Origin of the sequence: Pseudomonas sp. NPDC087690 (assembly GCF_044743175.1) — a bacterium.
Lineage (GTDB): Bacteria > Pseudomonadota > Gammaproteobacteria > Pseudomonadales > Pseudomonadaceae > Aquipseudomonas.
Window position 1 is genome coordinate 39,153 of sequence record NZ_JBIUVX010000006.1, and the last position, 14,579, is coordinate 53,731.

The following is a 14,579-nucleotide window of genomic DNA, read 5'->3' on the forward strand; positions in this document are numbered from 1 at the left end:
ATCCACGGTTGCAAAGTCTTGCCAGGCCACCCGGTCTGGCATGAGCTGCACTGTAGAAACCCCGTCAGAAACAAAACAGGCTCAGGAATTGTTCATTTGTGCGGATCAGATGGAAGTACTGGCTGCGGCGTTCTGCCGCGCCCTGATATGGTTTTTATCGCTTCAGGTGAATCTGTAACGTGCTGCGCTGCTTCGTCATAGTGCTCTGAAGAAAACTGTGGGAGCGAGCCTGCTCGCGAATGCGGTGTGTCAGCCAATGCAGTTGCCTGACACACCGCATTCGCGAGCAGGCTCGCTCCCACAGGAATAACTGATGAGGTGGCACGCATGTATCAATACGATGATTACGACCGGGCGCTGGTGTTCGAGCGCGTTGCGCAATTCCGCGATCAGGTCGAGCGCTTCATGGCCGGGGAATTGAGCGAAGAGGAGTTTTTGCCGCTGCGCCTGCAAAACGGCCTGTACCTGCAAAAACATGCCTACATGCTGCGCGTAGCGATTCCCTACGGCACCTTGAGCGCCGAGCAGATGCGCACGCTGGCCAGCATCGCCAGCGACTACGATCGTGGTTACGGCCACTTCACCACGCGGCAGAACATGCAGTTCAACTGGATCGAGCTGGCCGAAGTGCCAGACATTCTCGAACGCTTGGCGCAAGTGAACATGCATGCGATCCAGACATCGGGCAACTGCGTGCGCAACATCACCACCGAAGCGTTCGCCGGGGTCGCCGCAGACGAAATGATCGACCCGCGCCCGCTGGCCGAGATCCTGCGGCAGTGGTCGACGATCAACCCGGAATTCCTCTTCCTGCCGCGCAAATTCAAGATCGCTATCTGCTCGGCAAAGCAGGATCGCGCGGCAATCATGATGCACGACATCGGCCTCTACCTTTACCCCGGCCGCGACGGGCAGATGCTCCTGCGGGTAATTGTCGGCGGCGGCCTGGGCCGCACACCGATTCTCGGTTTGCAGATTCGCGAAGGTTTGCCGTGGCAGCATTTGCTGTCCTACGTCGAAGCGGTTCTGCGGGTGTATAACCGTCACGGCCGGCGCGACAACAAGTACAAGGCGCGCATCAAGATTCTGGTCAAGGCACTGGGCATCGAGGCGTTTGCCAAGGAAGTCGAAGAGGAATGGCAGCACCTCAAGGATGGCCCGGCGCAGTTGACCGAAGCCGAATACCAGCGCGTTGCCAGTGCCTTCGTGCCGCCGGTTTATCAGACCTTGGCCGACACCGATCTGGACTTCGGCACGCATTTGGCCGAAAGCCCGGCGTTCGCTCGCTGGGTCGCGCGCAACGTGCAGCCGCACAAAGTGCCGGGTTACACCAGCGTGGTGCTGTCGACCAAACCGGGTATGGCCTCACCGCCAGGGGATGTGACCGGTGTACAGATGCTGGCGGTGGCCGACTGGTCGCAGCGTTTCGGTTTCGGCGAGATCCGTATCGCCCATGAGCAGAACATCGTCCTGCCCGACGTGGCGAAGAGCGACCTCTACGCGTTGTGGCAACTGGCGTGCAAACACGATCTGGGCAGCGCCAACGTCGGCCTGCTCACCGACATCATTGCCTGCCCCGGTGGCGATTTCTGCGCGTTGGCCAATGCCAAGTCGATCCCGATTGCCCAGGCAATTCAGGCGCGCTTCGATAACCTCGATTTCCTGCATGATCTGGGCGACATCAGCCTGAATATCTCCGGCTGCATGAACGCCTGCGGCCATCACCACATCGGCAATATCGGCATTCTTGGCGTCGATAAGAACGGCAGCGAGTGGTATCAGATCACCCTCGGCGGTGCCCAAGGCAAGCACAGCGCGCTGGGCAAAGTCATCGGCCCGTCGTTCAGCGCTGCCGAAGTGCCGCAGGTGATCGAGCGGATTATCGGCACGTTTGTGCGCTATCGCGAGCATGAGGAATTGTTTGTCGACACCGTGGCGCGAATAGGCCTGGAGCCGTTCAAGGAACGGGTCTATCCGAAGACGCTGGAGGCAATGGCATGAACAATTTGCTGCGGCTGGAGCACGGCGCGGCGCGGATTGCGCTCGCTGATCCGTGGACGCTGGTGCGCGAACCATCCATGCCAAGGCCTGACGGGTTGCTGATTTTGCCGTTGGCGCATTGGCTGCAATCGCCGGCGACTCACGCCGTGTGGCTTGGGCCGGACGATGAGGTTGAAAGCCTGGTGCCGTGGCTGGCCTCGTTGCCACTGATTGCGCTGGATTTCCCGAGCTTTCGCGATGGGCGTGCTTACAGTCAGGCGTATCTGCTGCGCAGTCGTTTCGGCTGGGCAGGGGAGTTGCGTGCGATCGGCGACGTGTTGCGGGATCAGCTCAGCCATATGCGCCAGTGCGGGTTCGACAGTTTTGCGGTGCGTGAGGACAAATCCGCCGAGGATGCGCTGAAAGGATTGGCCGGGATGAGCGTGCTGTACGGGCGCTCGGTGATCGAGCCGCGTCCGCTTTTCCGTCGGCGTTGACGGTTAAAAAGATCGCAGCCTTCGGCAGCTCCTACAGTGGATCGCGTGTAGGAGCTGCCGCAGTTCGGGCCGCGTTCGGACGATCTTTTGATCTTCGATGTACACCGGGGAAACCCCTAGAACCTGATGAATCGGGCATTTTTCCTTGGGTCGATGGTGGCCTTTTGGTAGAGTCGCCGTCGCCAGCGGGTTTTCGGCTGGACGATGGAACCGAAGAAGGGAGTCTGATCAGTGAGTCCGGGCAAAAAAATTCTCGGCCTTACAGCGTTGCTTTTGATGGTGACGCTGTGGGCCAGTTACTTTTACGTATTCAAGGAAAACCGCAGCGGCCAGCTCGGCGGCGTCGGTGAAAGCACCGCGTGGTGCGGCACGCCGCCATCCACGGAAGCAGCGTTGCTGGGCAAGGACCAACTGACCTTGCGCGTCACCAACAACCTGCGCGGCGAGTTCATGCTCGGCGGCTCCCTGGTGGTCTCCGAACGTACCTTCAACCGCTATGACCTCGGTCGCAACGAACTGCGTTTGCGTCTGGAACCCTTGCAGTGGACCTACGGCGCCACGCCGATCTTCCTCGAACAGGTGAAGATCCAGCCACTGAGTCGCAACCTCTCTACGACCAACAAAAGCGCCTACGCGCAACTCGAATCACGTCCGATCGGCGTGCAGGGCCAGGTCACCGAATTCCCGTTCGACACGTATCGCTACGGCTACAAACCGGTGCTCTATTACCTCAAGGGCAGCGAGCGCATCGACCTGCGTTTCAAGAACATCACCACGCTGATGGAGATGTCCAACACCTTCACGCCGATCCAGAAGTACAACCGCGTCGACTACATCAACGAGAAAACCTCGATGATCCGCGATGAGGATTACAAGGCCTACGGGCCCCACGAATGTGCCTTCAGCGTCGAGCGCAAAGGTTCGTTCAAGGTTGTCGTGTTGTTGCTGCTGTTGGTGTTGTGCCTGCCGTTGCTGCTGGTGTTCTACCGCAATGAACCGGGGATCGACTTTCTCGCCACGCTGTTGGGCGCTGCGATCGTGCGGGTGCTGCTGATCGGGCCGGTGCAGGATTTCCAGCTGTACAACATCGACTTCCTGTTGGGGGCGGCGATTTTGCTGGTGGGCACGGTGTCGCTGATCAAGGCGATGCACATCAACAGCCGGCGGGAGATGGCGTTGCGTAGTGGTGAGACTTCGTCCTGGTAATCGGGTGAATCCTTAAAAGCCCCTCACCCTAACCCTCCCGAAACGTCGGACCGCCCGGAGGGAGAGGGGACTGACCGAGGTGTCTGTCGTCCTGCACCGACGTGAAAGACCGAGTCGACTATCGATTCAAAGCCAATCGTTCACGTCGGTGTATCTCTTGAACATCCCCCAATCGGTCCCCTCTACCTTGGGAGAGGGCTAGGGTGAGGGGGCGACAATCTCCAGCCAATCACTTGAGCGCCGGATCACCCATATTCATCTTCTTCCACCCCTGCAACAGCACCCGCGCCTTTTCCTGGTAAACGGTTGAACCTTGAAAAGCCCCTCACCCTAACCCTCTCCCGGAGGGAGAGGGGACTGACCGAGGTGTCTGTGGCCCTGCACCGACGTGAAAGACCGAGTCGATTATGGATTCAAAGCCTATCGCTCAAGTCGGCGTATCTCTTGAATCTCCCCCAATCGGTCCCCTCTACCTCTGGGCGGTCCGACGTTTCGGGAGGGCTAGGGTGAGGGGGCGACAATCTCCAGCCGATCACTTAAGCGCCGGATCCCCCATGTTCATCTTCTTCCACCCCTGCAACAGCACCTGCGCCTTCGGTTCCTGCCCACTGTCGAGATACCACTGAATCAGCGACAACCGCGCATTGCGGTTCGCCGGTTGAGCCTTGAGCAGCCCCTCCAACACCGAACACGCCTCATCGACCTTGCCACTCTCATGCAACGCCACCGCCAGCACATAACCGTACTGAGCGTTCTGCGGCTCCAGTTGCGCAGCTTTCTTCAGCGGTGCCATGGCTTCGGCAGCCTTGCCCGCGCGGATCAGCGACAAGCCTCGAGTGTGCTGCAACAACGCCGCGTCCGGATGCTGCTTGAGGCTGTCATCCAACAGCGTCTGCGCTTCCTGACCACGACCATTGGCTTCCAGCCATTGCACCAGCGTCACCAGCGCTGGGTAGAAATCCGGGTCGCGCTTGAGTGCCGAGCGCAGCAGACCTTCAACTTCCGCGCCACGGCCACTGGCCTGGTACAGCATCGCCAGGTTCAGATTGGCCTCGGCACGTTCGAGCAGACTCTTCTGCACCGCTTCGTATTCGGCAATTGCGGCATCCCAGTTGGCTTGCGCAGAACCGAGACCGCCATTGCGCGCAACACTGAGCAGATCCCGTGCGGCAACGATGCGTACGGCTTTCACCGGATCACCCAGCAACGGCGCCAACAACGGCGCACGCTCCGGAGGCGGCAAGAACGCGCTGATTGCCCGCACGGCGCTTTCGCGTACCTGCGGTGCCTGATTTTTCAGGTCCTGTGTCGCCAGCTTCAACGCTTGCTCACTCGGATACAGCGGCAGCTCCGCGAGCAATGTCGCCCGTTGAATCGCCGGCAGATTACTGCGCTGCAACTGCTCATAAAGTGCATCAGCGGCGCCCGGTCGCCCATTGCGGATCAGCCACAGGCTTTCGTCGTAGCGCGGTGCTTGCGGCGCGGTGGAGGCGCTCCACAGCTTGAATTGTGCGGTGACCTTGTCGCCGGCCTTGCCCTGGTGACAGGTCAGACAGGCGTCAGGAGTGCCGAGCTTCTGCGCGCGTTCCGGGTCGGGAATGCTGAAGCTGTGGTCATGTCTGAAGTCGTTGCCCATATAGAACTTGCCGGGCATGTGGCAATCGACGCACTGCGAACCGGGCTGACCCATGGTGTGACGGGTGTGTTCAATGGAATCGTAGTTCTTCGCCTGCAGGCCCTTGCCGTCCACACCCTCGACCGAAGTCTTGCCAGCAGTGTTGTGACATTGCAGACACACCGCGTTGCCCGGTGCTTTCAGTTCATTGCTGTGCGGGTTGTGGCAATTGCTGCAGCGCACACCCTTGTCGAACATCTTGCTTTGCAGGAACGAGCCGTGTTCGAACACTTCGTCCTTGATCTTGCCGTCCAGCGCGTACAGCTCACGGGTGAGGGGGCTCGGCAGATAATCGTCCATCAAGCGTTTGCCGACGGTGTAGCCGTCGCCCAACGGCGCACGGCGCGCATGGCAGCGAGCGCAGGTTTCGATTTCGACGGTAGCGTTCTTGTCCTTCAGATCGACGTCAAAACCCTGATGAATCAGATCGCCTTTTTTCTGCGTCCATTCCAGGTGATTGGACGCCGGACCGTGACAGGCCTGACAGCCGACACCGAGGCTGTTCCATTGACTGTTGAAGGTGTTGCTGGCCGCATCAAAATTGCGCTTGAACCCGGTGGTGTGGCACTCGACGCACATGAAATTGGCGTTCTGGCTCGGCTTGCTCCAGTGCAGCGGATTCTTGAAGTTGACGCCCTGGCCGGGATAGAGATGAAACCAGCGATGTTTCTCGGTATCCCACGCCACGCCGAGGGCCTGCAAGCGACCTTCGCCAACCTCGATCAGGTATTGCTGCAACGGCGCGATGCCGAAGGTGTAGGCGACTTTGAAGTCGGCATGCTTGCCGTCGATGCCGGGCGTGTTGACCCAGAACTCATCGTCCTTGCGTGAAAAACGCGTGGTCTCGTTTTCGGCCTTGAAGGTGATGTTGTTGAAATCGCCGAGCATCGTTTCAGCGTTCGCCGGCTGCATCGCCAATTGGTGATGCGAACCTTGCCAGTCCTTGACCTGTTCGCTGTGGCAGCCCTGGCATTGTTGTTCATCGACCATCGTCGCCGGTTTGCTTGCGAGCACGGCTTGCGGCTTGGCGGGGGCGACAACGGGGGCGCTGACCGGCGCAGGTTTCACCGGCACCGAAGCGGGGCTGAACAGAAACCAGCCGATCCCCGCCACGGCGGCCAGCAGCACGCCAATGGTGATCGGGAACAGATATTTTGAGGGTGAAGATCGAGTCGAATCAGGGTCAGGTTGTGCGGTTTTATTTTTATGCTTGGGCATTGCGACTTCCGTAGTCCAGGTGCATTTGCCGTCTGGCGTGCGTTCAAGCTCGATGCAGCTTTGCCGGATGACAGGCGTCTGTCAAATGACCGTTGTGATCCGCCACGCAGCCTTGCGTGAATATTGTGCTTTGCAATCGCAATTACTGAGGTTTTAGCTATACCTGTAACTCCCCCGGCAAAGTTTTTGGCCTTCTGACAGGAGTTACAGCATGAAGCTAGCAGTAATGATGGGCACGCTGTGCATTGCCACCGTCGCCATGGTGGGTTGTTCCAGCAAAACCGTCGACCCGAAAGAGTACTCCGGCTTCCTCAAAGACTACAGCCAGCTCAAGGAGGCCAAATCGCCGTCCGGTGCCGAGGTCATGCGCTGGATCGATCCGAAGGTCGACATCAAGAAATTCACCAGCGTTTATATCGAACCAACCCAGCTCTACCCGAAACCGCAACCGACCGCGAAGATCTCCCAGCAAACCCTCAATGGCATCACTTCCTACTACGATCAGGCGCTCAAACGTGAAATCGGCAAGGACTTGCCGTTGGCCACTGGCCCAGGTCCAGGTGTGATTGTGGTGCGTGCGGCGATCACCGCCGTGAGCAGCAAGACCGAAGGCCTGCACGCGTATGAGGTGATTCCGATTGCCCTGGTGGCAGCAGCGGTCAGCACGGCCAGCGGTATTCGCGATCAGGAAACGACGTTGGCCACCGAAGCGGTATTCCTCGACGGCGCGAACAACAAGGTTATCTCGCAAGTAGTGCGCAAAGGCACCGGCAAACCGTTGGAAAATGACTCGCAGGCGATGACGGCGAATGACGTCAAACCGGTGATCGATGGCTGGGCTTCAGACATGCGTCAGTCGTATCTGAAGCTTAAGGCCGGCAAATAAGCGCATGAGGCCGGATTGTCCGCGAGGACCGTCCGGCCTGTGCACACCCTCAGAAATTGGCGCGTGCCTGACGGTTGTATTGGCTGAGCAGGGCGTCGTAGCCACGGGTGACGGCGTAGTAGTCGTCGCTCAAGCGTTGCGGTTCGGCGTGGTTCTGCCAGTCCTTGTGCAGGGTGTTCAGCGCGTCGAGATAGCTTTGCGCTGGCTCACTGATGTGCCGCCACAGCTCCCGCGCGTCATCGTCCTTGTTTCGAAATCCACCCTCGCGAAGAGCAATGAAGGGCGCGCGACGATTCCACGCCTGTTGCAAATCAGCGGTGGTATCGGCCACGGCTTGCGGGCTCAGGGTGCGGTGTTTCATCCCGTTTTCTAGCAACTCCAGTGTCTCCCGAGCCTGAATCATGTACGCCAGCAGCGACCAGTGGATCTCCTTACCCACGCGCGCTTCCAGCCGCTTGAGCTGCTCGGGGCGCTGTGCCACATCCAGTGGCAGCAGTTCCTCTCGCAAGCCTGTCGATGCGTTGATGTAGGCATTGCTGGCGGCCTGGATTTGCCCCGAGCCCTGGGACAACCGGGCGAGCGGCGTGGCATAAAAATTCGCACTTCTGTCGAGTCGCTCCGGCGTAAAGATCACCGCTGCCCCCTGCAGTGCTTGCGCGTAGTCACGGACTTTTTGCGAAAGCACTGGCTGATAGGCCAAGAGTTCGAGTTTTTCGTTGATATGACTGAGGCAGAGATCCTTTTGGATGTCCTGCACGGTGTACGCATCCGTGTTGTCGAAATCCCGTGCCTCAGCAAGATAATGCCCGAATGCATCACTTGTTGGTCGCGGACGTTCGAACTTGTCGTAGGCGTTGCGCCAGTGCACATCGACGCGGTTGACGCAGGCGATGATCGGGCTCAACGCGTTGGCCTGCGCGGTCACGGGGGATTCGCGCTGATCAAGCCACAGATCGAGCTTCAGGAACGGCCGTGTCGCGCTCGACAGCCCCATCACCACCAGAACGACCACTACGCCGCTGACAAACATGAATCTCGACGTCATGGCCGTGCCTCCACGGGATACCACTGCTCGCGGGTGGCCGGAGCGCCGCAATCGAAAGAACTCGCCGGCAACCGGCTACACAAACGCTCCGCCCAGGGTTGTAGCCCCTGATTGCGATTGACCGTGCCTTGACTGGCGGCCACTTTGAACACGCCCAGCACCAGCACCAAGGCGACAACCCCGAGTAGCGTCAGGCCGATTTTCACCGGCAGGTTGGTCTTTTCCCAGGACGTGTGTGGTTTGACCTGACGGCGACGGATCAAACCCACGCAGGCCAGTGTGGCGGCATAGACGACGCCAGCAATGGGGCCGAAAAACCAGCTGAGCCCGGCCACCATCAATACGCAGGGAATCAGATCGCGCAGTACGCCGAACGGCGCAGCGTCCTTGGCTAAACCTGGCCACAACCGCGCGCTGAGGCGGTCATCCAGCAGCCAATGGGTGTGCGCCAGTTCGTGAGTCAGCCAGTTGATGCCCGCAGCGATCACCCCAAACACGATCGTTGAGGTCATGACGATATTGATCAGCCCGGTGACGCGTAGCCCCAGTGGGATGAAATGAGTAAACGCACCGATCAGACAGGCCAGCACCACGCCAAGGTATGTCGGCCATTCGTCACGGCCGAGCTCCCAGTCGCGCCAGAAAAACGCGGTGCCACCGGGCAACTCTGCGCAGACCTTCGGATGATTGGCATACAGCGCCGAACTCAAATGTCGGCAATGCTCCCAATCTTTCTCCCGCAGGCGCCGGGCCAGTGCGCGACGCTGGCTGAACGGGCCGCTGCCGAGCAACAGGCGCGCGGCGCGGTGTTCGGCGGTGGCGGGCGGCGCTTCGGCGAGTTGACGCTGCTGCGCCAGAAAAAGCGGTGCTTCATGGCGGGCGACCAGTCGCTTCCATTCATCTTGCGGGCAACGGTTGGCCGGGCCGGAATGCCAGCCCTGGCCCGCACAAACCTGCTCGAAAATAGTGGAGGACCAGTGTTCGCTGTCCAGTAGCAATCGACTCAGGAACAGGTTGAACCACTGCCGGTGTACTTCTGCGTCGAGCCAGAGGCATTGCGCGCACTGTGCGTAGGCCTGCAAAAAGGCCGCAATGTCCTCACGTTCGAGGGCCTCACGCAGCGGTCGAGTAATGCGTTCGCGCTGCTGATCGAGCAAATGTTCGATGGATTCCTCGTCCAGTTCCAAGCGCTGCCAGGCACTGAACCAGTGATAGGTCTGCACCGCCCAATCGACCATCGGCGCTGAGGTTTGCGGGTTCTCGATGCAATGCTGCAGCAGGGTCTCTTCGAGGATATGCGCGCAACCCTGCTCAACGGCGAGGGCATGGCGCTGTTGCAACTGCGCAAGGCTGGTGCCCTGCAGCGAGCGAGTTGCTTGTTGCAAGGCATCGACTTCGACCACGGTCAGGCCGGTCAAATCCCAGCTGTCGTCCTGCGCTGCGTTGTCTTCGTTGTCTTCGTTGGCCTGCGCCCATTCCTTGTAATTCAGGGCTTGCTCATAGGCGTCACGCAGGCGCTGGAAGCCCTCGGCGTCTTCGTCCGGACGGGTCTGTTTGAGCAGGGCAGCGTATTGTCGTTTGATACTGCGCGTATCGGCGTCGGCGGTGAGGCCAAGGACGGTCCAGCAACTCATTGCGTGTACAACTCCATGAAAACCGTCGACGCGGTCCAGTGGTGGCACTTTGATTGTGCGCACCTTATCTGTTTCGCGTCGAAAAGTCCTCAGCCGCCGCTTATTTGCCGACGAACCAGCGGAAATACGGGTTGCTGCCGTCGCCGCGCATCACCTCGCCGATATCCCGCGCCCAGGCATCGCGGTCACCGTCATAGGCATGCAGGCTGGCGCGATAGAACTGCATCAAGCGCTGACGATGACTTTCCATACGCTCATTGAACCCGGCATCGGCATTGACCAGTGGCGGTGCCTGATACAGGTCCAACAGTGCCGGCAACACCCGCGTGATCTCCTTGCTGCGCACCCACGGCGCATATTCGATACGCGGTTGATCGTCGGTCACCGCAGGCGCGTCGGCAGCGAAGCGCTCAAGCCCGGCGCGATCGGTGACCCAGGTCGAGAGCAGGGCAGCGGCCGAGCCGATGCCGACATCCTGCAAGGTGCTACGCACGCTGTCCTGCTGGAAACGCGCGGTGATTTTCGCGGCATCCAGTTCCATTGGCTGCAGCGAACCGACCAGCAACATCTCATGGAATTCGCTGGTCCACAGCGAGGCATACGGGAACACATCAAGGAAACTGCGCACCAGTGAACGCGAGTCGTCGATGTTCTGCGTCGGTAATGGCAGCCACTGGGCGACGATGCCTTGGTGCTCCAGGCGACTGGCGGTTAACTGATAGAAGTCCCGCGAATACAGATTGACCACACCGGCAGCGGAGGGCGGCGGCGGTTCGAGGGTGATCAGGTCGTAGGTTTGTGCGCTGCGCAGCAGTTCCTGACGCCCGTCGCGCAGACGCACATCGACGCCGGGATCGCTGGCGGCGTTGAAGTTGCCCTTGAACAGTGGCGCGGCTTTGACCACCGACGGCAGCAGTTCGGCGACCACCCGGTGCTCCAGGCCCGGATAGCGCAACATTGCGCCGGCAGTGATGCCCGTGCCGAAACCGATCACCAGCGTCGAGCGTGGCTCGCCGTTGTGAATCAGCAGCGGCAGCAAGGCTTGCACGCGCATGTAGCGCAGTGAGGGCATGGCATCACCGGTGTTCGACACGCCTTGAATATACAAACGGTGGAAGGTGTTATCGCCGCGTCCTTGAGCAACCACCGCAACCGTACCGCCGCGACCTTCTTCATAGAACGCCAGTGTGCCGTTGCGCGCGCCGGGTAACAGGCTGGCGAGCTTGTCGACCGGGGTGAACACGGCAAACGCAACTGCGAGCAGACCGAGGGTGACCACGGCCTGACGCCGGCCTTTCTTGACGTGATGACCTTTGCGCACGGCAAAGTAGCCGATGCCGGCAGCGATGAGCGCCAGCAGGCCCAGCGTGCGCACCAGCCCCAATAGCGGGATCAGCAGAAAGCCGCAAAGCATCACCCCGACAATCCCGCCGAGCGTATTGAAAGCCACCACGGCGCCGACATCCCGGCCGACGCGCTCATGGCCGACACTCAAACGCAACGCCAGCGGAAACGCCGCACCGAGCAACAACGTAGGCACAAAGACAATGCTCAACGCTGCCACGGCGAAGCGTGCGCTCATGCCGGCAAGTTCGCTGGCACCCAGACTCAACAGCCACATCTCCGCCTGACTTTGCGCGATCACCAGCCAGCGCCCGAGCACGGCGATTTCCAGCAGCGCGATCAGGCCGGCGCCGGCAATCAGCAAGCCGAACACGCCCCATGGATCGCGGATCCGTTCGACCCGCCGGGCGAGCAGGGCGCTGCCGATAAACAACCCGGTCAGATACGTCGCCAGCACCACGGCAAACGCGTAGGTGCGCGTGCTCATGAACTGCACGATCGATTGCGACCAGACCACCTCATAACCGAGCGCCACGCCACCGGCGATGGAATACAGCCACAACGCGCTGCGATCCGGGGCTTTTTCCGCATGATGTTTAGTGGCGGTTGCCACTGGCACTGGATGCTGCCGGGCCAGCCATAACGCGCCGATGGCTGCCAGCAGATTGAGCATCGCCGCGAACAACGCGCTGCCACGGACGCCGAGGCTGGCGATCAACACAAACGCGGCGAGCAGGGTGCCAACAATCGCCCCCAAGGTATTGGCCGCATACAACTGACCGCCAGCCTTGCCCGGATCGGCGGCGAGCGAACGCACCAGCACCGGCAGGGTGCCGCCCATCAACACCGCTGGCAGGCCGACCAATGCGAACGGCAATATCCACGCGAGCAGGCCGACATGCTCTTGCAGCCAGGCAAACGGGCTGGCTGCCAGGCTCATGGCCACGGTGGCACCGACGCCGAGAATCGCCACCAGCACTTCCAGCACGGCATACAGCAGAACCGGTTGTTGCAAGCGATCGGCCCAGCGCCCGAACAGCCAGCCACCGATCGCCAGGCCTGCGAAAAACGCACTGATACCGGTGGTGATCGCGTACACCTCGACGCCGACCACCAGCGACAGTTGCTTGATCCACAGCACTTGATAGACCAGCGCCGCTGCGCCGGAGATGCACAGTAGCAGGGCGGGGATCAGCAGCGCGGGAGCGGCGCTGTGCGAGGCGGGTATGGCCGACGGCTTGCTGGCGATACGTGAGGACATGCGGAGGCCTTAATTCAAAAGTCATTGAGACTGGCTGATCGTTCCCACGCTCTGCGTGGGAATGCCTCATTGGACGCTCTGCGTCCGCTTCGGCAAGGGACGCGGAGCGTCCCGGGCTGCGTCCCCACGCAGAGCGTGGGAACGATCAATAAGTCCGCCCGCCGGCGAGGGCGGGCGGCAGTCGAGCGGTGTTACTGTGCAGCTTTCATTTTTTCAGCGATTTTCGCGTCTACCGCCGCACGAACCTGGTCAACACTGAAGCTGGCCGGTTTCTGGCTCGGTGGGTACTCGATGAAGGTCTGCAGGAACGCCGCCGACTTCATCACGGCCATCTCGGTCAGATAAACGTTTTTGGTGGTCCAGTCGTAGTACTGATCGGAAACGATGTCAGCACGTTCGTACGGGTCCATGCGCAGGTTGAAGACTTTCGGTACGCGCAGGCACACGAACGGTTCGCTCCAGACCTTGAAGCCGCCCGGGGCGCGTTGTTCGCAGAACACCGCTTTCCAGTTGCCGTAGCGCATCGACACCAGTACGCCGTCGTCGTTGAAGTAGTAGAACTCTTTGCGCTCACTCTTAGGGCTTTGGCCGGTCAGGAACGGCAATTGGTTGTAACCGTCCAGATGCACTTTGAAGCTGGTGCCGCCAGAGGTCGGTGCCCAGCCTTTGAGCAACTTGTTGGCGACATCGGTTTCACCCGCCGCCGCGAGCAAGGTCGGGAACCAGTCCAGGCCCGAGAACATCTCGTTGGTGACTTCACCCGGTTTGATCTTGCCCGGCCAGCGAACCATTGCCGGCACGCGATACGCACCTTCCCAGTTGGAGTTTTTCTCGTTGCGGAACGGCGTGGTTGCCGCGTCCGGCCAGGAGAACTGGTTCGGGCCGTTGTCGGTGGTGTAGACGACGATGGTGTTGTCGGTGATTTTCAGGTCATCGAGGGTTTTCAGCAGTTTGCCGACGTCAGCGTCATGCTCGAGCATGCCGTCCGCGTATTCGTTGCCGGGCATGCCACTCTGGCCCTTCATCGAATCACGTACGTGGGTGAACAAGTGCATGCGCGTGGTGTTCATCCAGACGAAGAACGGTTTGTCCGCCTTGGCCTGTTTCTCGATGAACGCTTGTGCCGCCGCCGTGGTTTCGTCGTCGATGGTTTCCATGCGTTTGGTGGTCAGTGCGCCGGTGTCTTCGATCTTGCCGTCGGCGAAGCTGTGGATCACACCACGCGGGGAAACAGCCTTGACGAACTCGGCGTCATCTTTTGGCCAGTACGGACGCTCCGGCTCTTCTTCGGCATTGAGGTGATACAGGTTGCCGAAGAACTCGTCGAAACCGTGGTTGGTCGGCAGGTATTCGTCCTTGTCGCCCAAGTGGTTCTTGCCGAACTGGCCGGTCGCATAACCCTGCGACTTGAGCGCCTGAGCAATGGTGATGTCGCGTTTTTGCAGACCCACCGGGGCACCGGGAATGCCGACTTTCGACAAGCCGGTACGCAACGGCGTCTGCCCCGTGATGAACGAAGATCGTCCAGCCGTGCAGCTGTTCTCCGCATAGTAATCGGTGAACATCATGCCTTCTTTGGCGATGCGGTCGATGTTCGGGGTCTTGTAGCCAACCACCCCCATCGAATAGGCGCTGATATTGGTCTGGCCGATGTCATCGCCGAAGATCACCAGAATGTTGGGTTTTTCAGCCGCTGTGGCCGTAGCCGACAGCGCCATGACCGAAGTCGCCACTAAGGCGAGCTTGGGTAGCCACTTGCGTATGCGAGTCATCTGACTTGCTCCTTTTCGCGGGGGTCGTTTATTGCGACTTACGTTTATTGCAGTCCTGCAG

9 protein-coding genes are annotated in these 14,579 nt (G+C 60.2%); 4 read left to right on the forward strand and 5 right to left on the reverse strand.

Translation table 11 applies throughout. The annotated features are described in order from the left end of the window. The first annotated feature begins 327 nt into the window (after window positions 1-327). The 3 genes from ACIPIZ_RS10345 to ACIPIZ_RS10355 all read left to right on the forward strand — a co-directional run bounded on the left by ACIPIZ_RS10345 (window position 328) and on the right by ACIPIZ_RS10355 (window position 3,683). Window positions 328-2,001: a nitrite/sulfite reductase gene (locus ACIPIZ_RS10345; RefSeq protein ID WP_401165196.1), complete on the forward strand. Its 1,674-nt coding sequence runs from the start codon at window positions 328-330 to the stop codon at window positions 1,999-2,001. After that, window positions 1,998-2,477, forward strand: coding sequence for a DUF934 domain-containing protein (locus ACIPIZ_RS10350; RefSeq protein WP_401165197.1), 480 nt, complete (start codon window positions 1,998-2,000; stop codon window positions 2,475-2,477). Before ACIPIZ_RS10345 ends, ACIPIZ_RS10350 begins: the two co-directional genes overlap by 4 nt. A 231-nt stretch (window positions 2,478-2,708) precedes the next feature. Next, on the forward strand, window positions 2,709-3,683 hold the full coding sequence (locus tag ACIPIZ_RS10355; RefSeq protein ID WP_150648652.1) for a hypothetical protein: 975 nt from the start codon (window positions 2,709-2,711) through the stop codon (window positions 3,681-3,683). Window positions 3,684-4,215: 532 nt separating this feature from the next. Here the strand turns inward: ACIPIZ_RS10355 and ACIPIZ_RS10360 are convergent. Then, window positions 4,216-6,576: a tetratricopeptide repeat protein gene (locus ACIPIZ_RS10360; RefSeq protein ID WP_401165199.1), complete on the reverse strand. Its 2,361-nt coding sequence runs from the start codon at window positions 6,574-6,576 to the stop codon at window positions 4,216-4,218. 211 nt (window positions 6,577-6,787) lie between these two features. Between ACIPIZ_RS10360 and ACIPIZ_RS10365 the strand changes: the two genes are divergently transcribed. Then, on the forward strand, window positions 6,788-7,462 hold the full coding sequence (locus ACIPIZ_RS10365) for a DUF3313 domain-containing protein (protein ID WP_064391053.1): 675 nt from the start codon (window positions 6,788-6,790) through the stop codon (window positions 7,460-7,462). Between the two features lie 49 nt (window positions 7,463-7,511). Here ACIPIZ_RS10365 and ACIPIZ_RS10370 read toward each other — a convergent pair whose 3' ends face one another. From ACIPIZ_RS10370 to ACIPIZ_RS10385, 4 genes are all read right to left on the reverse strand, one after another. Further along, window positions 7,512-8,507 (reverse strand): DUF3829 domain-containing protein, encoded by a 996-nt coding sequence (locus tag ACIPIZ_RS10370; protein ID WP_401165201.1) that lies wholly within the window; start codon window positions 8,505-8,507, stop codon window positions 7,512-7,514. Next, window positions 8,504-10,141, reverse strand: a complete 1,638-nt coding sequence (locus tag ACIPIZ_RS10375; RefSeq protein ID WP_401165203.1) for a J domain-containing protein — start codon at window positions 10,139-10,141, stop codon at window positions 8,504-8,506. Before ACIPIZ_RS10375 ends, ACIPIZ_RS10370 begins: the two co-directional genes overlap by 4 nt. A gap of 100 nt (window positions 10,142-10,241) precedes the next feature. Beyond that, window positions 10,242-12,746 (reverse strand): fused MFS/spermidine synthase, encoded by a 2,505-nt coding sequence (locus ACIPIZ_RS10380; protein WP_401165205.1) that lies wholly within the window; start codon window positions 12,744-12,746, stop codon window positions 10,242-10,244. A 191-nt stretch (window positions 12,747-12,937) separates the two neighbouring features. Then, entirely contained in the window at window positions 12,938-14,518 is a 1,581-nt protein-coding gene (locus ACIPIZ_RS10385) for an arylsulfatase (protein ID WP_150648655.1), read from the reverse strand. Window positions 14,519-14,579: the final 61 nt, after the last annotated feature.